The following is a 17,741-nucleotide window of genomic DNA, read 5'->3' as shown; positions in this document are numbered from 1 at the left end:
GCGTTGTCAGGCGGGCCGGACTTGCCCGTCACCCCACGCAATCCACTTGGTCGAGGTCAACTCCGGCAGGCCCATCGGGCCGCGCGCATGCAATTTCTGGGTGGAGATCCCGATTTCGGCGCCGAAGCCGAATTGCTCACCGTCGGTGAACGCCGTCGAAGCGTTGACCATCACCGCGGCGGCGTCGACGCCCTCGCTAAACCGTTGGGCCGCAGCCATATTGCTGGTCACGATCGCCTCGGTGTGCCCGGTCCCGTACTCGTTGATGTGAGCGATCGCGGCGTCGATGCCGTCCACCACCGCGACGGCGATGTCCATCGACAGGTACTCACGGCGCAGGTCGTCCTCCGCGGCGTCCGCCGAAACCCCGCCGTGTACGGTCACGCCCGCATTCTCGAGAGCGGCCAGCAACCGGGGCAGCGCCTTCTTGGCGATCGCGGCATCCACCAACAGCGTCTCGGCGGCGTTGCAGACGCTAGGTCGGCGGGTCTTGGAGTTCAGCAGGATTCGTTCCGCGAGGTCTAAGTCGGCTCCCTCGTGCACGTACACGTGACAGTTGCCGACACCCGTCTCGATGGTGGGCACCTGCGCGTCGCGAACCACCGCGTTGATCAGGCTCGCTCCACCGCGGGGAATCACCACGTCCACCAGGCCGCGGGCCTGAATCAAGTGCGTCACGGTGGCGCGATCGGCCGCCGAAAGCAGTTGCACCGCATCGGCGGGCAGGTCCTCACTGACCAGCGAGGCGCGCAGCACCTGCACCAGCGCCTGATTCGACCGCGCCGCCGAGGAACTTCCTCGCAACAGCACTGCATTGCCCGACTTGAGCGCCAGACCAAAGGCGTCGACGGTGACGTTGGGCCTGCCCTCATAGATCATGCCGACGACGCCGAGCGGCACGCGCTGTTGCCGCAGATGCAAACCGTTGGGCAGGGTGTAACCGCGCAGCACCTCCCCGACCGGGTCGGGCAAACCGGCGACCTGGCGCAGGCCGGCGGCGATCCCCTCCACGCGTTTGGCGTCCAGCGCCAGCCGGTCGAGCATCGCCGTCGGGGTGCCGGCGGCTTCGGCCGCGCTGAGATCTTCGGCATTGGCGGAGAGAATCAGATCGGTGTGCGCCGCTATCGCGTCGGCCGCGGAGCGTAGCGCCTGGTCCTTGGCCACCGTCGGCAACAATGCCAGGACGCGGGAGGCGACCCGGGCGCGGCGAGCGGCGTTATGGACCTCGCGGCGCAAGTCAGGAAGCGAGGGTGCTTGCAGACTCATTGAACCAGGGTATCGGGCGTTAGCCGGGCGAGCGCGGCGGCCCGGGTATTACGCCAGTCGCTTTCCACGTAACGCGCCACCACCGAAATTTTCCAGCGGCGGCGGGTCAGCGCTGCGGTTTCGCCGGTTCTCGTGGCGCGACGCCGGCATGCCCGAGCCGGTCGCGGCGGGCCACCTCTCGCACCTTGGTCTGCCGCTCCTCGATCAGTCGCCCTAAGTCTTGGAGCAGCAACGGTTTACGCATCACCAGGTGCTCGAGGTGCTCACGGTCGATCTGCAGCGCCGTCACCTCGTCCAGCGCGTACGCGCCGGCCAGGTTGGGTTGACGGGTCAGCGCCGTCAGGCCAAGGAACGATCCTTCGTCGAGGATGCTGGCCGGCACCACCGACCCGTCTTCGGTCGTCGCCGTCAACCGAACCCGGCCGGCGACCAGGAAGGTGATGCCGGAGGACACCTGACCGGCGGACTCGATGATTTCGTCGGCACCGTAGCGGACGAGCTTGGCGTACGGCACCAGCGATTGCTGATCGGTGTGGCTCAGCCGCAGGGCCGGGGCGACCACCGTGCGCAGCGCTTTCTCCACGCGCGGCCTGGTGGAGTAGTTGTCGTCGGCACCATCCAGCCGCAGGCGCGCCCGCCGCGCGGCGTACCAGACCCAGCGCAGGAAGGTGGCTTCGGTGGTTTCCGCGTCGGCGGGCGACATGAGCCGGATGGTGGTGCGGTACTCGGCGCCGCCCAGCGCAACCGTGGTGGGCAACACCTCGGGTTTGCGGGCCGGCAGCGCCCCGGCGACCCGCGTCAGCATGGCGCACACCTTGTCCGGGGAATCGCCGGCGGCGAACTTCGTGGTGATCGCGCAGTCGTATGCGCGCGACGGGCGACTCAGGTTCGTGAACGAGGTGCTGGCCAGCATCGAGTTGGGCATGATGCGGATGCCGCTGCCGGTGTCGATGTGGACGGACCGCCAGTTCACTTCGACGACGCGTCCCCGCGTGGTACCGGTGTCCAGCCAGTCATTGATCCGGAACGGCTGCTCGAACAGCATGAACAAGCCGGAAACGACCTGACCGACCGAGTTCTGCAGCATCAGGCCGATGACCACCGAGGTGATGCCCAGGGCGGTGAACAGGCCGCCGATCCGGACGCCCCAGATGTAGGAGAGCATCACCGCCAGCCCGACGCCGATGACTCCGAAGCGGGCGACGTCGATGAAGATGGCGGGCAACCGCTTGCGCCAGCTTTCTGCGGGGGCGCCCTCGAACACGGTGGCATTCAGCGCGGAGAGCACCAACACCAGCACCAGAACCCCGAACACCGTGGTGAGGATCCGCACGGAGCCTTCCCCGGCCGGAATCTGCGAAGCCTTGACGACCAGGAGCAGCAGCGCACCCAGCGGCAGCAGATAGTTGCGCAGCAGGCTTACCTGCCTGGCCAGGTGGCTTCGCCGTCGGACCAGCGTGCGGTGCAACTCGGTGAGCAGGATCAGGCAGACCGGGAATCCGACCGCGACCCCGATCGCCCAGTAGAACCACGACGATTCGAAGAGGTTCATGATCGCTCCGCCAACCGGTAGATCGCCTGATCGGTACCCCCGACCGAGATGGTGCCTGCAGGAGCGAACTGGCGCACGTCACGCATCGCCTCATACACCTGCGATGTGACGTAGACGCCCGATTGGTCTGAGCCGCTTTGCATTTGGTAGGCGAGGCTCACCGCGGCGCCCCACATGTCATAGACGAGCCCCGAGCGGCCGACCAGCCCGCTGATGACGTTGCCGGTGCTGATCCCCACGCGAAGGCGCAACTCGTGACCGGTTTGGCCGTTGAACCGCTCGATGATGTGGCGCATCTCGAGCGCGAAGTCGACGCTTCGGTGGATGCTGTCCAGCCGCGGGGTCACCACGCCGCAGCTGGCGAGGTAGCCGTTGTGGAAGGTGCGGATACGTTCGACGCCGAGAGATTCGGCGGCCGAGTCGAACTGCCGGAACAGTTCGTCGACGATGCCCACCAGCTCGTCGCCGGACAGGTCGGCGGACACTTCGTCGAGTCCGACGATCTCGGCGAAGATGACGGCCACGTCCTGGTGTTCTTCCGCGATGGTCTCTTGGCCTTCGCGATATCGCTGGACGACGGACTCGGGCATCAGCGCCAGCAGCAAGCGGTCGTTTTCCCGGCGCTGTTCGTTGAGCAACTCCTCCTTGATCGCCAGGTTGCGGCTCATCTCGTTGAAAGCCGCAGTCAATTCCCCGATTTCGTCGCGCGTCTGCACCGGGATGTTGACCTCGTAGTCACCGGAGCTGATCTTCTGCGTGCCGGCCTGCAGCCGACGGATCGGGCGCAGCATCACCTGAGCCAGCACCATCGACGCCACGCAGATGGCGAAGATCATGATCGACACCGCCAGCACGAGCGTCCGGCTGAACCGGCCGAGGCGCGCGAAGGCATCGGAGTTGTCACGGGTCGCCAGGATTGACCAGTGCAGGTCGGAGTTCGGCACGGTCAGCGGGGCGTAGGCCTCCAGCTCCCTGTTGCCCAGATAGTCTGTGGCGCTGACGACTCCGGTCTGTCCGCGTTGGGCGGCGCGAAGACCCGCGGTCGGGACCGGCTGCACCAGCGTCGTGCCACCGAGGCGGATCGCTTCCTCCACGACGTCGGGCGGGGTTCCGGAAGCCACCGCCTCGCGCTTGTACTCAGCTGGATCCTCAAGGAAAAGCCTTGAGTCGGAACGCATCAGGTCATCGGGACCGGCCAGGTACGTCTCCGTTGCCGGGCCCATTCCGGCGGCTTCCCAATGTTTGTCGGCGGTCATGATCTTGTTGATCTTCGAGATCGGCAATGGGAGCGCCATCACGCCGTTGAACTTGCCGTTCATCCCCACCGGTGACACCACCCACGCGGTCGGGGTATCGAGTTGCGGCTGGTACGGCTGGAAGTCGGTGATCCAGACGAAGTTGAGATCGTTGGAGCGCAAGGCCTTTTGGTATGCGTCCCGCAGATTGGATTCGCGATACGGGCCGGTCAGGATGTTGGTGCCCAGGTCTGGGCCCTTGTTCACCGAGAACACGACGTTGCCCTGCATGTCCAGCAACAGCGCATCCGGGTATTCGAACCGGTTGACGATGTCACGCATGTAAAAGCCGTAGCGGGCGTTGGCCGCCGACCACGCGCTGCCGTCGCCCGCGTCCTGCACCCTCCTCGCCTCGGCGATCGACGGGAATTGCGCGGTGTAGTTGGCCTGAAGGTACTTCTGCGCGTTGGAACTCGGGAAAATAGCGTTGCGATCGAGTTCCTCGCCGGTGATGCGTTTGATCGGCTTGATCATGGCGTTGTCGTAATAGTTGACGAGGGACTGCTGCTGGGCCGGCGTGATCGTCGCGTTGGACAACTGCGCGAAGCCGTCGGTGAACGCCGTGGTCGCCTCGACGATGCTGAAGCCGCCGCTGTAGACGATCAGGGAATTGGTGACCTCTTTGAACAGCGACTGCACCTGCCGCCCCTGGGACTCGCGCAGCTCGGTGAGCCGCTCGGATTCGACCTGGCGCAACGCGTTGCGGCCCGACGACGCCCCGATGAAGGCGATCACCCCGATGGACAGGACGCTGCACAACAGCAGCATCAACAGGAGCTTGGATTGCAGCCCGATCCGGAAGAGCCGACGCCGGCGAAACTTCCGGCCGGTGCGGGGCTCGCTCACTTGCGTCACAACCGTTTCGGCCGGGTCGGGCGCCGGTGCGTTCTGCGAAGCCGACTCAGCGTCGCGTAGCTCGCTCGATGTCACTCGACTTCGCCCCTCCTCGGACAGGCAGCATCGCTCACGCAGCACACTAGCGCGCGCGTCTCGCGATATGGGCGATTGCGGCAAAGCGTTCGAGGCGAAGAACGCTCGGACCTTCAGCAACCCGGCGGACTGCACCTATCCTTGGCGTTATGAGCGACCCTTGCGCGGACGGCTATGGTTGCGGCGCCACCGGCGTCGCAACCATCCGGGGAGCCGATCGCGACGCCGAAACCCAGAACCGTCTGTGCGCCGCGCAGTCCGCGGCGATGCTAGTGACGCCGGCCGTCATCGCCGCGTGGCCGGGCGGCTGGCGGCCGGGCCCGACGGTCGGCCGCGGCATCGCCGGTGTCGCGGTCCGCGAGGACGTCCAGGCGTGGCGCGGCGAGGACTGCGGATGCTGATGCCCGCGCCAAAACGGCTGAGCCGCAGCAGGTTTCGTCCGTGCCATCGGCTGACGTCGACGTAATGACGCGAGTCTGTGTGGTCGGCAGCGTGAACCTGGACCTGTCGCTGCGCGTCGATACTCTCCCCCGCCCCGGCCAGACGGTGCTGGCGTCGTCGTTGACCTCCGCACCGGGCGGCAAGGGCGGCAATCAGGCGGTGGCGGCGGCGCGTGCGGGCACGCGGGTGCGATTCGTCGGAGCGGTAGGCGACGACCAGGCCGCCGCGCGGTTACGCACCCACCTGCTCGACAACGGAGTGGATCTGGACGGCACCGCCGCGGTGCCCGGGCCGAGCGGCACGGCGATCGTCGTCGTCGATGCCGACGCCGAGAACACCATCGTGGTCGCGCCGGGGGCGAACGCGCGCCTGACGCTGGACCACGCCGCCGCGCGCAGCGCCATCAGCGACTGCGACGTGTTATTGACGCAGCTGGAAATTCCGGTACGGGCGGCCGCGACCGCGGCACGGCTGGCCCGTTCCGCCGGCGCGGTCGTCGTCGTCAACGCCTCACCTTCCGGGCAGGACCCCAGTTCGCTGTCCGAGCTGGCCGCCCTGGCGGACGTGGTCGTCGCCAATGAGGCCGAGGCCGACGAGTGGCCCTGGCGCCCCGATCACCTGGTGACCACGCTGGGTCGCCGCGGCGCGCGGTATGTGGGCGTCGACGGAGATTTTGCGGTGCCCGCTCCGGAGGTGGCCGCCGTGGACACCACCGGGGCCGGGGACGTATTCGCCGGTGTGCTCGCGGGAAGCTGGCCGCCCCGTCCGGGTTCGCCCGACGAGCGGCTGCGCGCGTTGCGGCGCGCCTGCGCCGCGGGCGCGCTGGCAACCCTGACGCGTGGCGCCGGCGACTGCGCCCCGGACACCGAGGCAATAGACGCGGCGCTCCAATCACTGTCCTGACCTGCGGTTGGCAGCAGTTGGCAGCGTCTGGCGTGGATCTGGCAGTGGTTCGGGGGCAACGTCGGTGGCGATCGCTATCAGCCATCGAGAAAGGAACCTCATGTCCGCCACCACGATTGATCGCACCGGCACCCGGGACGGCCTGCTGCGCCTCGCCATGCGCGCCGACGCCGCCATCAGCGGCCTGGTCGGCCTGGCCGGCATCCCGCTCGCCGGCCGGCTCGCCGAGCTCTCGGGCACCACGAAGGCGTTCGAGTACGCGATGGGCGCGTTCTTGATCGGCTACGGCGTGGTCGTGTTCGGGCTAGCCAGCCTGCCGTCGGTGCGCCGCGCCGGCATGGGCGTCATCATCGCCAACCTGCTCTACACGGTGGCCGCCGTGGTGTTGGTGCTCACGGACGTCTTCCCGTTGACCTCTGCCGGGGTCGCGCTGAACCTGGCGGCCGGGGCGTACACGCTGGTGTTCGCGGAGCTGCAATATCAGGGCTGGCGCCGCGCGAGGGCGTGAGCCGGGCTCGGGCCCGTCCGGGGCATCCCGGGCGGGCCCGCAGCGCGCTATTCCTCGGGCACTTGGCGGTCGATCTCGTCGAGCCAGATGCGCGCGGACATGTCCGAGGGGGCTCGCCAATCACCGCGCGGCGACAGCGCGCCGCCGTGCGACACCTTCGGGCCGTTGGGCAATGCCGAGCGCTTGAATTGGCTGAACGAGTAGAAGCGCTGCACGAAGACGCCGAGCCAATGCCGAATTTCCTTCAGCGAGTACGTCGGTCGCTTGTCCTCGGGGAATCCCGGCGGCCAGTTGCCACGTTCCGGGTCGCTCCACGCGTGCCATGCCAGAAACGCGATCTTCGAGGGCCGGAACCCGTATCGCAGCACGTGAAACAGCGAGAAGTCCTGCAGCGCATAGGGTCCGACCTTGTCCTCGCTGCTCTGCAACTCCTCCTCTTCGCCTTTCGGGACGAGTTCCGGGGAGATCTCGGTGTCCAGCACCGACTGCAGCACGTCGGTGACGTCGGATTCGAACTGACCGGACGAAATCACCCAGCGGATCAGGTGCTGGATCAGCGTCTTGGGGACACCGCCGTTGACGTTGTAGTGCGACATCTGGTCGCCCACCCCGTAGGTCGACCAGCCCAGCCCGATCTCGGAGAGGTCGCCGGTGCCGAGCACGATGCCGCCGCGCTGGTTGGCCAGCCGGAAGAGGTAGTCGGTGCGCAGCCCCGCCTGGACGTTCTCGAAGGTGACGTCGTAGACCTTCTCGCCGCGCCCGAAGGGGTGGCCGATCTCGGAGAACATCACCATCGCGGTCTCGGTGATGTCGATCTCGGAGAATGTGACCCCGAGCGCGCGACACAGCTCGATGGCGTTGCGTTTGGTGCGATCGCCCGTGGCGAAACCCGGCAGCGTGAACGCCAGAATGTCGCTGCGCGGCCGCCCTTCCCGATCCATCGCGCGCGCGGCGACGATCAGCGCGTGCGTCGAGTCCAGGCCGCCGGAGATCCCGATGACGATCTTCGGGTAGTTCAGCGCGCGCAGCCGCTGCTCGAGCCCGGCGACCTGGATGTTGTAGGCCTCGTAGCAATCCTGTTCCAGGCGTTCGCGATTGGCCGGAACGAACGGGAAACGCTCGACGTCGCGGCGCAATCCGAGGTCGCCGTCCGGAGGGTCCAGCCGGAAGTCGACACGCCGGAACGACTCGGCCGCCCCGCGGTGGTGGCGCCGGTTGTCGTCGAATGTCCCCATGCGCAGGCGTTCCGAGCGCAGCAGGTCGAGGTCGACGTCGGCGACGCTGCGTCGCTCCCCTTTCGGGAAGCGCTCGGACGAGGCCAGCAGTTCACCGTTCTCCCACACCATGGTCTGGCCGTCCCAGGCCAGGTCTGTGGTCGACTCGCCCTCGCCCGCGGCGGCGTAGACGTAGGCGGCCAGGCAGCGCGCCGACGCCGAGCGGGCCAGCAGGCAGCGGTCCTCGGCGCGGCCGATGGTGATGGGACTGCCGGACAGGTTGGCCAGCACCGTCGCGCCTGCCAGCGCCGCCTCCGCACTCGGCGGGATCGGCACGAACATGTCCTCACAGATCTCGACATGCAGCACGAAGCCGGGGATGTCGGAGGCGGCAAATAGCAGGTCGGCGCCGAACGGGACGTCGGCGTCGCAGATCCGGATGGTGCCGCGCTCGTCATCGCCAGGGGCGATCTGGCGGCGCTCGTAGAACTCGCGGTAGGTGGGCAGGTAGGACTTCGGCACTACACCCAGCACGGCGCCGCGGTGAATCACCACCGCGGTGTTGTAGATGCGATGCCGGTACCGCAGCGGCGCGCCGACGACCAGGATTGGCAGCAGATCGGTCGAGGACGCGACGATGCTCTCGATGGCGGTCTTCACATCGTCGAGCAAGAGGTCTTGCATCACGATGTCCTCGATCGAATACCCGGACAGCGTCAGCTCGGGGAACACCGCCACCGCGACGCCGTCGTCGTGGCATTCGCGCGCCAGCCCCAGGACGGACTCGGCGTTGGCCGCCGGATCGCCGATCGTAGTGTGATGGGTGCACGCGGCCACCCGGACAAAGCCCTGGCTGTAAGCGTTGTAAAAGTCCATCGCCCTTCCATTGTCGCCTGACCGGTGTCAACCCGCGGCCGCCGGGTATCCCCTCCATCATGAGCGATACTGCCGTGGTGGTGGTCGACATGATGAACACCTATCAGCATCCCGATGCTGAGGAACTAATACCCAATGTCGGCAAGATCATCGACCCGCTGGCCGATTTGGTCCGGCGCGCACGGGAATCCGACGACGTGGACCTGATCTACGTCAACGACAACTACGGCGATTTCGCCGCCCAGTTCTCCGACATCGTCGGCTCCGCGCTCGACGGCGCCCGCCCGGATCTGGTGAAGCCGATCGTGCCGGCCGGGGACTGCCGCGTGTTGACCAAGGTGCGGCACAGCGCCTTCTACGCGACCGCGCTGGCGTATCTGTTGAACCGGCTGGAGACCAAGCGGCTGGTCATCGCCGGTCAGGTCACCGAGCAGTGCATCCTCTACACCGCACTCGACGCCTACGTGCGCCACTTTCCCGTCGTCATCCCGACCGACGCCGTGGCCGGCATCGACGCCCGGCTGGCCGAGGCGGCGTGCAAGATGATGGAAAAGAACATGTCGGCGGAGATCACCACGGCCGCGGACTGCCTGGGTTAGTCGGCGCGCACCCGCAGTGGCGGGATTGTTACCGATCAGGCGGCGCATTTCGGTGGCGGGAGCACCCGTCGGGCCACTCGCGCCGTCAGCCTCGGTGGTGAACCCCACGGCCCGACGTCGCCGCTGTCCCACGCGTAAGCGGGCACGCCGCCGCGGATCAGCGGCGCGAGTTCGGGAATCGACAATTCGCTCGCGGACCAGGAATACAGCGCGTCGAGTCGGGGCGCGATGACACCGAGGTCGAGCAGGCGGCCGAATCCGTTTGCCCGGCCGACGTACCACTCGAGGTCCTCACGCAGCGGATAACGGTCCGGCAGCACCCGCGACAGCTGCAAGAAGATGCCGGTGACCGCCAGGCGGGGGTCGCCCAGCCTCGGTCCAAGCGGTGCCAGCCAACCCAGCGCCAACCGTGGCGCGGCCACCAACGCGTGCGCGAAGAGCACCCGTACCAGTACCAGGTTGATGAAGAAGCGCTCGACGCGCGATTCCCCCTCGGCCAGTTCACGGTTATCCAGGTAGGCCCGCACGACGATCGCGTTGTGAGCCCGGTACCACGTGCGCACCGACGGTTGGCGGATGAAGGTCACCGAGTCGGCGACGCTTGACGAGGATATGGGGCCGCCCAGCCCGAGCACGTGGGCCCGCGCTTCGGCGGAGTCGCGCAAGAGCCGGTCGTTGACCGCCCGCCACCAGGGACTTCCCGGCGCCGCAGCGTCCGCGGGGTTCAGCACTCCGCGGCGCAACTCCCAGCGCATGAAAGCCAGCGCGGCGCGCCGGTAGGGCAGATGCCGGTCGTCCCAGCCGGGCGGCGCCTCGTAGAGGGACCGCAGCAGCGCCCACCGCGCCATCGGGTTCTCCCGCACCGAAGCGACCTGCTCAGCAGCGTGCTCGGCGGCTGTGGCCATGGGACCAATCAACCACATCGCGCCCGGTCGCCGCCTCTCACGGGAAGCGTCTCGATGACCCGTACTCTGAAAGAGATGACCACCCGCTGCGCCGAATCGCCGGAGCTGGTCGCGTTGCTGGCCGGTCGCCGGATCGCGGTGCTGACGGGCGCCGGTCTTTCCACCGACTCCGGCATTCCCGATTACCGCGGGCCCGATTCGCCGCCCAGCAACCCCATGACGATCCGCCAGTTCACCTCGGATCCGGCGTTCCGGCAGCGTTACTGGGCGCGCAACCACGTCGGCTGGCGACACATGGACGACACGCTGCCCAACGCCGGGCACCGCGCGTTGGCCGCGCTCGAGCGCGCTTCGGTGGTGACCGGGTTGATCACCCAGAACGTCGACCTGCTGCACACCAAGGCAGGCAGCGTCAACGTCGTCAACCTGCACGGCACCTATGCGCAGGTGGTGTGCCTGGGCTGCGGACACACCATGAGCCGCGCCGCGCTGGCCGGTGAGCTGGAAGCGCTCAACCCGGGATTCATCGAACGCGCCGAGGCGGTCGGCGGTCTGGCGGTCGCCCCCGACGCCGACGCCGTCGTCGCCGACACCACCTCGTTCCGCTACCTCGACTGCCCGAGCTGCGGCGGCATGCTCAAACCAGACATCGTCTACTTCGGTGAGAGCGTGGCCAAAGCGGTTGTCGACCGAGCGTATTCGCTGGTGGACGAAGCCGACGCGCTACTGGTCGCGGGCTCCTCGCTCACCGTGTTCTCCGGCTACCGGTTCGTGCGCCACGCCGCCACGCGGGGCACGCCGATCGCCATCGTCAACCGCGGCCCCACCCGGGGGGATCATCTGGCCACCGTCAAGGTCGACGGCGGCTGCTCCGAGCTGCTGACGTTGCTCGTTGACGAGTTGTCGCCGCTCGCAGTGCTTTAGAACGTGCACGGCATGCTGCGGATGGCGTGGACGAAATTGCCCGCCACGTAAGCGGGGTCGCCCGCCTGGATGTCCGGCAGCTGCCGCAACAGCTCGGCGAAGATGGCCCGCAGCTGCGCCCTGGCCACATGGGCGCCGAGGCAAAAGTGCAGCCCGCCGCCGCCGAAGCCGACGTGCGGGTTGGGACTGCGGCTCAGGTCCAATCGCTCCGGATGGTCGAACACCTCGGTGTCCCAATTGCCGGACGGATAGAACATCACCACCTTCTCCCCCGCCCGGATCGTCTGGTCGCCGAGCTCGAAATCCGTTGCCGCGGTTCGGCGGAAGGTCATGACGGGACTGGCCCACCGGACGAATTCCTCGACGGCCGTTCCTATCCGGTTGTCGAAATCCTCCAGCAGCCAGGCTCGCTGATCTCCGAAGTCGGTCAGAGCCTTCATCGCGTGACTGGTGGTCTGGCGGGTGGTGTCGTTGGCGGCCACGGAGAGCAGCACAAAGAAAGCGGCCACCTCCGAATCGGTCAGCCGGTCACCGTCGACCTCGGCGTTCACCAGGCTGCTGAACAGGTCGTCGCCGGGATGACCGCGGCGCTCGGCGGCGAGTGCGCCGGCGATTTGGTGCAGGTAGCCCTGGTTTTCGAGCAGAACCTCCAGCGGGTGGCGACCGTCGAGGTAGAGGGGGTCGGCCCAGGACACCAGCGCGTCGGCAGCGTGCGCCACCCGCTCTCGCTCCGATTCCGGGATGCCCACCATGTCCGACAAGGTGCGGATCGGCAGTTGCTTGGCGCAGTGCTCGACGAAGTCCGCGCCGCTGCCGGCGTCGCGCAGCTCCTTGACGATCGCGTTCGCGTTCGCCCGGATGGAATCCTCGACGCGACGGATCTGGCGCGGGGTGAACGCGGCGCTGACCAGCTTGCGCAGCTTGGTGTGCCGCGGCGGGTCCATCGCCAGGAACGACTGGGACGCTTCGAGCAGTTCCACCGGGACGTTCTCGAACATCACGCCCTGGCCCGACAGGAACACCTCGTTGTTACGGCTGACCGTGGCGATATCGGCCCGCCGGGTGACGGCCCAGTAGCCCGGATCGTCGGGATCGGGCATCAGCGCGTCCTCGACCGGCGGGTGCCAGCTAACCGGGCGCTCGGCCCGCAGCACCGCGAACGACCGTTCCCGGTCGGCCGCCGTCGTCGACCAAAACGCGCGGGAGGACAGGTCGATGGGGTCGTAGGGGCGGCCAGGCTTTTCGCTGCCCGACGTCCCGGTCATCACGGTCATGGCGAACCTCCGTTGCATATGACCTCGATCACAGACTGTCAGCGACACTATTCCCAGACATAGTGTCTAGTCAAGTTGTCCAAAAACCCTCTATGCTGGAGAAATGCCGTCCGTCACCCGCAAGCCGCAGGCCAACCGCGAACAGGAGCGGCAGCAGCGGAGGGAACAGATCGAGCGCCGACTGCTGGACGCCACCGAGCGCCTGATGCGCGACGGCGCCAGTTTCACCGAGCTCAGCGTGGACCGGCTCTCGAGCGCGGCCGGCATTTCGCGCGCAAGCTTCTACATCTACTTCGAGGACAAGGGGCACTTACTGCGCCGCCTGGCCAACCAGGTGTTCGCCGACCTCGCCGACAGCGCGGACCGCTGGTGGAGCGTGGCCACCCGGCACGATCCTGGCGACGTCCGCGCCGCGATGGACGGCATCATCGCCAGCTACCGGCGTCACCAACCGGTGTTGGTCGCCCTCAACGAGATGGCCGGGTATGACCCGCTGGTCGCGGCGACCTATCGCAACCTGTTGACCGCTGTCACCGGGCGGATGACCCGGGTGATCGAAAGCGGTCAGGCCGATGGCTCGATTCGGCCGGAGTTGTCCGCGGCCACCACCGCCAGCGCGCTGACGTGGATGGTTGAGCGCGCGTGCCAACAGAACCTGCCGACCGCGTCCGCGGGTTACGACGGCGAACTTGCCGCCACGCTGACCGAAATCGTCTGGGGCGCACTATATCTCAAGCCCATCTCGGATCGGTGATGCACGAATGGCCGGGTGTGACGAACCCGATATAGTTAAGACCCTAACTATTCGCCTACCCTGCAATTATGGCATCGCTGGCCGCGCCGGAGATCGACCCGCTTTCCCTCGAACAGCAGGTCTGTTTCGCGCTGAGCGTGACCAACCGGGCCGTTTTGGCGGTTTACCGGCCGCTACTGGAGCCGTTGGGCCTGACCCACCCCCAGTACCTGGTGATGCTTGCCCTTTGGGACCACCAGAAGGCCGCGGGGGCACGGCCGAAACCGCTGTCGGTCAAGGACATCGCGACCACATTGCAGATGGATTCCGCCACGCTGTCGCCGATGCTCAAGCGCCTGGAAGCGCTCGGCTTGATCACCCGTACCCGAAGCGCGGTCGACGAGCGTTCCACCGAGGTGAGGCTCACCCCGAGCGGCACCGCTTTGCGTCGACGTGCGCTCAAGATTCCGCCCGCCGTGGTCGAGCGCCTGGGCGTCGACATCGGTGAGCTTCAGCACCTGCACCAAGTGCTTACCCGCATCAACACGGCCGCCCTGGCAGCGGGCGCATTACAGTCCTGACCCGTCCGCCCGTAGGAGCCACCATGACCGCCACCAAGCCGAACGTCTGGCAATACATTGCCTACTCGTACGGTCGATGCCTGCCCAGCTCGATGCGCACCTGGGTGGCCAACGACCTGGCCGGCCCGGGAGCCGTGCGCCGGCACATGATTCGGTGGGCCATCCCGCCGCTGTTCGTTCTCGCACCGTTCTGGCTGCTGCCCGCCTCGCTGTACGTGCATTCCGAGATGACGGCGCCGCTCTACATCTGGGCACTGCTGATCTCGCTTGCGCTGAACAAGGTTTGGCGTCGGCACCGGCTGGCGCAGCATGGCCTCGACCCGAATCTGGTCGACGTGATCAAGAACAAGAAGCAAGCGAAGATGCATGAGGACTACGCCCGCCGTTTCGGGCCGCGTCCCGAGTCGGCGGCCTGGCAGGACAACAGCAACCCGTTCAGCTAGGCGCGCTACACCGCCACGAGGTCGTCGGCGTGCACCGCGGGCCGACGGAGTTCGCCGGGCAGCTCCGAGGTCGACCGGCCGATCATGGTCGCCAGTTCGGTGGCGTCATAGGCCACCACGCCCCGGGCCACCATGGCGGCGCCCGGGTCGCGCAATTCGACGACGTCCCCCGCGTAGAACCGGCCCGACACGGCGGTGATACCGGCCGCCAACAGCGAACGACGCTGGTCTACGACCGCGCGCACCGCGCCCTCGTCGAGGGTCAGCGCGCCGGCCGCTTCGGCGGCATACCGCACCCAGAACCGGCGGGCCGACATCCGGGCGGGCCGTGCGGCGAAGACCGTGCCGACCGAGGCGTCGGTGAGCGCGGCGGCGGCGTCGGACGCCGCGGCCAACAGGACGGGCACCCCGGCGTCGGCGGCCAGCAACGCCGACGACATCTTGGACACCATTCCTCCGGTTCCCAGGTCGCTGCCCGGGCCGGCGACCACACCGGACAGATCCGCCGCACCGGAGACTTCCCCGATGAACCGGGCGCCCTTGGTCTTTCGGGGATCGGAGTCGTACAGACCGTCGATGTCGGAGAGCAGCACCAGGGCTTCGGCGCCGACCAGGTGAGCCACCAGCGCCGACAACCGGTCGTTGTCGCCGAACCGAATCTCGTTGGTGGCCACCGTGTCGTTCTCGTTGACGATCGCCACCGCGTGCAAGGCGCGCAACCGGTCCAGGGTGCGCTGGGCGTTGGTGTGCTGCGCCCGCATGGAGATGTCGTGCGCGGTCAGCAGCACCTGTCCCACCGTGCGGCCGTACCGCGCGAACGCCGCGCTCCACGCGTTCACCAAGGCCACCTGACCGACGCTGGCCGCGGCCTGCTTGGTGGCCAAATCCTTGGGGCGGCGGGCCAATCCGAGCGGCTCGATGCCGGCCGCGATGGCGCCCGACGAGACGATGACGACGTCGGTGCCCGCCTTCATGCGCGACTCGATGGCGTCCGCCAGCCCGGCCAACCGGCCGGCATCGAACACCCCGGAATCGGTGGTCAGCGCGTTGGTCCCGATCTTGACCACCAGGCTGCGGGCGGTCCGGATGGCCTCACGATGAGCTGTCACTCTCCCCACTGCATCGTCGCCGCCGGTCACGACTCGTCACCGCGCTCGCGACGCTGACGCCGGGCCGCCTTGCGCTCCGAGGCGCCGGTGCGCTCGCTGCGCTCCAGCCGCACATCGGTGCCTCTCCCCGACATCGCCACGTGTTGTCCCGCGGGAGTTTGCGGCTCCCAGTCGAACGTCATGTCCCCGATGGTCACCGCGCACCCGGGTTGTGCCCCCAGCCGCAGCAGTTCGTCCTCGACGCCGAGGCGGGCCAGGCGGTCGGCGAGATAGCCGACGGCTTCGTCGTTGTCGAAGTTGGTCTGCCGGACCCACCGCTGGGGTCGGGCACCGCTGACTACGAAGCCGCCTTCGCCGTCCGGCTCGACGGAGAAGCCGCTGTCGTCGACGGGGACCGGACGGATCACCGGCCGCCGCGGCACGATCTCCGGCTGGGCGGCTTGGTATTCCGAGATTATCCGCCAAAGGCCGAACACCAAGGGCTGCAGTCCTTCTCGGGATACGGTCGACACCAGGAACACCGGCCAGCCGCGCTCGGCGATCTCGTCGCGAACGAACTCGGCGAGCTCGCGGGCCTCGGGCACGTCGATCTTGTTGAGCACCACCGCCCGTGGCCGCTCGGCGAGGTCGCCCAGCGTCGTATCCCCTTGCAGGGTAGGCCTATAGGCGGCGAGTTCGGCTTCCAGCGCGTCGATGTCGGAAATGGGGTCGCGGCCGGGCTCAGCGGTGGCGCAGTCGACGACGTGCACCAGCACGGCGCAGCGCTCGATGTGCCGAAGGAAATCGAGGCCCAGACCGCGGCCCTGCGATGCACCGGGAATCAGGCCGGGAACGTCGGCGACGGTGAACGTGTGCTCGCCCGCCGACACCACACCTAGGTTGGGCACCAGCGTGGTGAACGGGTAGTCGGCGATCTTGGGCTTGGCCGCCGAGATCGCCGACACCAGTGACGATTTCCCGGCCGAGGGAAACCCGATCAGACCCGCGTCGGCGACGGTCTTGAGTTCCAGCGTCAGGTCCCGGGTTTCGCCCTCCTCGCCGAGCAGCGCGAAGCCGGGGGCCTTGCGGGCTCGTGACGCCAGCGCCGCGTTGCCCAGGCCGCCGCGGCCGCCGGCCGCGGCTTCGAAGCGGGTGCCCGCACCGACCAGATCCGCCAGGAGCCTGCCGTTCTCGTCCAATACGACGGTGCCGTCGGGAACTTTGACTTCCAAGTCCGCGCCCGCCGCCCCGTCGCGGTTGTTGCCCATCCCCTGCTTGCCCGACGGCGCGGTGACGTGCGGATGGAAATGGAAGTCCAGCAAGGTGTGCACCTGCGGGTCGACCACGAACACGATGCTGCCGCCGCGCCCGCCGTTGCCGCCGTCGGGACCGCCCAGCGGCTTGAATTTCTCGCGATGGACCGACGCGCAGCCGTTACCACCGGAACCCGCGCGCGCGTGAATGACGACCCGATCGACAAATCGAGGCATCGGATACCAGCCCTTCGAACTCGCCGAACGTGCTGCTGCGAGATTCGCCTCGAATTATCGCAGTGACCGCACGCTCGCCAAGCTCAGTCGGCCTGCCCGGCCGCGACGATGTTGACGGTTTTGCGGCCGCGCTTGATGCCGAACTCGACGGCTCCGGCAGCCTTGGCGAACAATGTGTCGTCGCCGCCACGCCCAACGTTCAGACCGGGGTGGAACTTGGTGCCGCGCTGGCGAACGATGATCTCGCCCGCCTTGACGATCTGGCCGCCGAACCGCTTCACGCCCAGCCGCTGAGCAGCGGAGTCGCGACCGTTGCGCGAGCTGGACGCACCCTTCTTGTGTGCCATGTCTGTCGCCTCCCGCTACTTGATCCCGGTCACCTTCAGGACCGTCAGCTGCTGACGGTGGCCCTGACGCTTGTGGTAGCCGGTCTTGTTCCTGAATTTGTGGATACGGATCTTGGGTCCCTTGGTGTGCTCGAGCACCTCGCCGGTCACCGCCACCTTGGCCAGCGCCGCGGCGTCGGTGGTCACCTTCGCGCCGTCCACGACCAGCGTGACGGGCAGCGAGACGTTCGCACCCGGGTCGGAGTCGAGCTTCTCGACCTTGACCACGTCCCCGACGGCGACCTTGTACTGCTTGCCGCCCGTCTTGACGATTGCGTAGGTCGCCATCGTTACTCCTGCCTTCTTTCCTCTGCTGAGCCGGTTCTTCGGCTC

At 67.7% G+C, this 17,741-nt stretch carries 18 protein-coding genes; 8 read left to right on the top strand and 10 right to left on the bottom strand.

What is annotated here, in order from left to right; genetic code table 11:
• Positions 1 to 6: 6 nt before the first annotated feature.
• The 3 genes from ACEL92_RS08930 to ACEL92_RS08920 all read right to left on the bottom strand — a co-directional run bounded on the left by ACEL92_RS08930 (position 7) and on the right by ACEL92_RS08920 (position 5,043).
• On the bottom strand, positions 7 to 1,266 hold the full coding sequence (locus tag ACEL92_RS08930; RefSeq protein ID WP_374025233.1) for a glutamate-5-semialdehyde dehydrogenase: 1,260 nt from the start codon (positions 1,264 to 1,266) through the stop codon (positions 7 to 9).
• A gap of 106 nt (positions 1,267 to 1,372) precedes the next feature.
• Positions 1,373 to 2,818: a mechanosensitive ion channel domain-containing protein gene (locus ACEL92_RS08925; protein WP_374025232.1), complete on the bottom strand. Its 1,446-nt coding sequence runs from the start codon at positions 2,816 to 2,818 to the stop codon at positions 1,373 to 1,375.
• Positions 2,815 to 5,043 carry an adenylate/guanylate cyclase domain-containing protein gene (locus tag ACEL92_RS08920; RefSeq protein ID WP_374025231.1) on the bottom strand — a complete coding sequence of 743 codons (2,229 nt, stop codon included), beginning with the start codon at positions 5,041 to 5,043 and terminating at the stop codon, positions 2,815 to 2,817. Before ACEL92_RS08920 ends, ACEL92_RS08925 begins: the two co-directional genes overlap by 4 nt.
• 149 nt (positions 5,044 to 5,192) lie before the next feature.
• Between ACEL92_RS08920 and ACEL92_RS08915 the strand changes: the two genes are divergently transcribed.
• The 3 genes from ACEL92_RS08915 to ACEL92_RS08905 all read left to right on the top strand — a co-directional run bounded on the left by ACEL92_RS08915 (position 5,193) and on the right by ACEL92_RS08905 (position 6,895).
• Complete coding sequence (locus tag ACEL92_RS08915) at positions 5,193 to 5,444, top strand: hypothetical protein (protein WP_374025230.1); 252 nt, start codon at positions 5,193 to 5,195, stop codon at positions 5,442 to 5,444.
• A 64-nt stretch (positions 5,445 to 5,508) separates the two neighbouring features.
• On the top strand, positions 5,509 to 6,387 hold the full coding sequence (locus ACEL92_RS08910; protein ID WP_374026132.1) for a ribokinase: 879 nt from the start codon (positions 5,509 to 5,511) through the stop codon (positions 6,385 to 6,387).
• A 100-nt stretch (positions 6,388 to 6,487) separates the two neighbouring features.
• On the top strand, positions 6,488 to 6,895 hold the full coding sequence (locus ACEL92_RS08905) for a hypothetical protein (protein ID WP_374025229.1): 408 nt from the start codon (positions 6,488 to 6,490) through the stop codon (positions 6,893 to 6,895).
• A gap of 47 nt (positions 6,896 to 6,942) precedes the next feature.
• Here ACEL92_RS08905 and ACEL92_RS08900 read toward each other — a convergent pair whose 3' ends face one another.
• Positions 6,943 to 8,985 carry an NAD(+) synthase gene (locus ACEL92_RS08900; protein WP_374025228.1) on the bottom strand — a complete coding sequence of 681 codons (2,043 nt, stop codon included), beginning with the start codon at positions 8,983 to 8,985 and terminating at the stop codon, positions 6,943 to 6,945.
• Positions 8,986 to 9,044: 59 nt separating this feature from the next.
• On the opposite strand from ACEL92_RS08900, the gene ACEL92_RS08895 reads away from it, so the two are divergent.
• A complete protein-coding gene (locus ACEL92_RS08895; protein ID WP_374025227.1) occupies positions 9,045 to 9,584 on the top strand; it encodes a cysteine hydrolase family protein in 540 nt (179 codons plus the stop codon).
• A 35-nt stretch (positions 9,585 to 9,619) separates the two neighbouring features.
• Here ACEL92_RS08895 and ACEL92_RS08890 read toward each other — a convergent pair whose 3' ends face one another.
• Positions 9,620 to 10,489 carry a hypothetical protein gene (locus ACEL92_RS08890; RefSeq protein ID WP_374025226.1) on the bottom strand — a complete coding sequence of 290 codons (870 nt, stop codon included), beginning with the start codon at positions 10,487 to 10,489 and terminating at the stop codon, positions 9,620 to 9,622.
• Between the two features lie 75 nt (positions 10,490 to 10,564).
• Here ACEL92_RS08890 and ACEL92_RS08885 point away from each other — a divergent pair, with 75 nt between their 5' ends.
• Positions 10,565 to 11,413 (top strand): NAD-dependent deacetylase, encoded by an 849-nt coding sequence (locus ACEL92_RS08885; RefSeq protein ID WP_374025225.1) that lies wholly within the window; start codon positions 10,565 to 10,567, stop codon positions 11,411 to 11,413.
• Here ACEL92_RS08885 and ACEL92_RS08880 read toward each other — a convergent pair.
• Positions 11,410 to 12,687, bottom strand: coding sequence for a cytochrome P450 (locus ACEL92_RS08880; protein ID WP_374025224.1), 1,278 nt, complete (start codon positions 12,685 to 12,687; stop codon positions 11,410 to 11,412). The two genes, ACEL92_RS08885 and ACEL92_RS08880, sit on opposite strands and share 4 nt — an antisense overlap.
• 103 nt (positions 12,688 to 12,790) lie before the next feature.
• On the opposite strand from ACEL92_RS08880, the gene ACEL92_RS08875 reads away from it, so the two are divergent.
• From ACEL92_RS08875 to ACEL92_RS08865, 3 genes are all read left to right on the top strand, one after another.
• On the top strand, positions 12,791 to 13,441 hold the full coding sequence (locus ACEL92_RS08875; RefSeq protein WP_374025223.1) for a TetR/AcrR family transcriptional regulator: 651 nt from the start codon (positions 12,791 to 12,793) through the stop codon (positions 13,439 to 13,441).
• A 68-nt stretch (positions 13,442 to 13,509) separates the two neighbouring features.
• Complete coding sequence (locus ACEL92_RS08870) at positions 13,510 to 14,001, top strand: MarR family winged helix-turn-helix transcriptional regulator (protein WP_374025222.1); 492 nt, start codon at positions 13,510 to 13,512, stop codon at positions 13,999 to 14,001.
• Between the two features lie 23 nt (positions 14,002 to 14,024).
• A complete protein-coding gene (locus ACEL92_RS08865; protein WP_374025221.1) occupies positions 14,025 to 14,444 on the top strand; it encodes a DUF5313 domain-containing protein in 420 nt (139 codons plus the stop codon).
• 5 nt (positions 14,445 to 14,449) lie between these two features.
• Here the strand turns inward: ACEL92_RS08865 and proB are convergent, their stop codons facing one another.
• From proB to rplU, 4 genes are all read right to left on the bottom strand, one after another.
• Positions 14,450 to 15,553, bottom strand: coding sequence for a glutamate 5-kinase (gene proB / locus ACEL92_RS08860; RefSeq protein ID WP_374025220.1), 1,104 nt, complete (start codon positions 15,551 to 15,553; stop codon positions 14,450 to 14,452).
• 26 nt (positions 15,554 to 15,579) lie between these two features.
• Positions 15,580 to 17,022, bottom strand: a complete 1,443-nt coding sequence (obgE, locus tag ACEL92_RS08855; protein WP_374025219.1) for a GTPase ObgE — start codon at positions 17,020 to 17,022, stop codon at positions 15,580 to 15,582.
• A gap of 83 nt (positions 17,023 to 17,105) precedes the next feature.
• Positions 17,106 to 17,369, bottom strand: a complete 264-nt coding sequence (gene rpmA / locus ACEL92_RS08850) for a 50S ribosomal protein L27 (RefSeq protein WP_374025218.1) — start codon at positions 17,367 to 17,369, stop codon at positions 17,106 to 17,108.
• 15 nt (positions 17,370 to 17,384) lie between these two features.
• Positions 17,385 to 17,696, bottom strand: coding sequence for a 50S ribosomal protein L21 (gene rplU, locus ACEL92_RS08845; protein WP_007169506.1), 312 nt, complete (start codon positions 17,694 to 17,696; stop codon positions 17,385 to 17,387).
• Positions 17,697 to 17,741 lie beyond the last annotated feature (45 nt).

It is taken from the genome of Mycobacterium hainanense (assembly GCF_041890355.1).
Classification (GTDB): Bacteria; Actinomycetota; Actinomycetes; order Mycobacteriales; family Mycobacteriaceae; genus Mycobacterium; species Mycobacterium hainanense.
The sequence above is the reverse complement of the archived record's forward strand: the minus strand, read 5'-3'. Positions and strand labels throughout refer to the sequence as shown.

Bases quoted from the DNA above. Each gene is read 5' to 3' on its own strand.
- ACEL92_RS08930 (WP_374025233.1), bottom strand. From the start codon at position 1,266: ATGAGTCTGCAAGCACCCTCGCTTCCTGACTTGCGCCGCGAGGTCCAT.
- ACEL92_RS08925 (WP_374025232.1), bottom strand. From the start codon at position 2,818: ATGAACCTCTTCGAATCGTCGTGGTTCTACTGGGCGATCGGGGTCGCG.
- ACEL92_RS08915 (WP_374025230.1), top strand. From the start codon at position 5,193: ATGAGCGACCCTTGCGCGGACGGCTATGGTTGCGGCGCCACCGGCGTC.
- ACEL92_RS08910 (WP_374026132.1), top strand. From the start codon at position 5,509: ATGACGCGAGTCTGTGTGGTCGGCAGCGTGAACCTGGACCTGTCGCTG.
- ACEL92_RS08905 (WP_374025229.1), top strand. From the start codon at position 6,488: ATGTCCGCCACCACGATTGATCGCACCGGCACCCGGGACGGCCTGCTG.
- ACEL92_RS08900 (WP_374025228.1), bottom strand. From the start codon at position 8,985: ATGGACTTTTACAACGCTTACAGCCAGGGCTTTGTCCGGGTGGCCGCG.
- ACEL92_RS08895 (WP_374025227.1), top strand. From the start codon at position 9,045: ATGAGCGATACTGCCGTGGTGGTGGTCGACATGATGAACACCTATCAG.
- ACEL92_RS08890 (WP_374025226.1), bottom strand. From the start codon at position 10,489: ATGGCCACAGCCGCCGAGCACGCTGCTGAGCAGGTCGCTTCGGTGCGG.
- ACEL92_RS08885 (WP_374025225.1), top strand. From the start codon at position 10,565: ATGACCACCCGCTGCGCCGAATCGCCGGAGCTGGTCGCGTTGCTGGCC.
- ACEL92_RS08880 (WP_374025224.1), bottom strand. From the start codon at position 12,687: ATGACCGTGATGACCGGGACGTCGGGCAGCGAAAAGCCTGGCCGCCCC.
- ACEL92_RS08875 (WP_374025223.1), top strand. From the start codon at position 12,791: ATGCCGTCCGTCACCCGCAAGCCGCAGGCCAACCGCGAACAGGAGCGG.
- ACEL92_RS08870 (WP_374025222.1), top strand. From the start codon at position 13,510: ATGGCATCGCTGGCCGCGCCGGAGATCGACCCGCTTTCCCTCGAACAG.
- ACEL92_RS08865 (WP_374025221.1), top strand. From the start codon at position 14,025: ATGACCGCCACCAAGCCGAACGTCTGGCAATACATTGCCTACTCGTAC.
- obgE (WP_374025219.1), bottom strand. From the start codon at position 17,022: ATGCCTCGATTTGTCGATCGGGTCGTCATTCACGCGCGCGCGGGTTCC.
- rpmA (WP_374025218.1), bottom strand. From the start codon at position 17,369: ATGGCACACAAGAAGGGTGCGTCCAGCTCGCGCAACGGTCGCGACTCC.
- rplU (WP_007169506.1), bottom strand. From the start codon at position 17,696: ATGGCGACCTACGCAATCGTCAAGACGGGCGGCAAGCAGTACAAGGTC.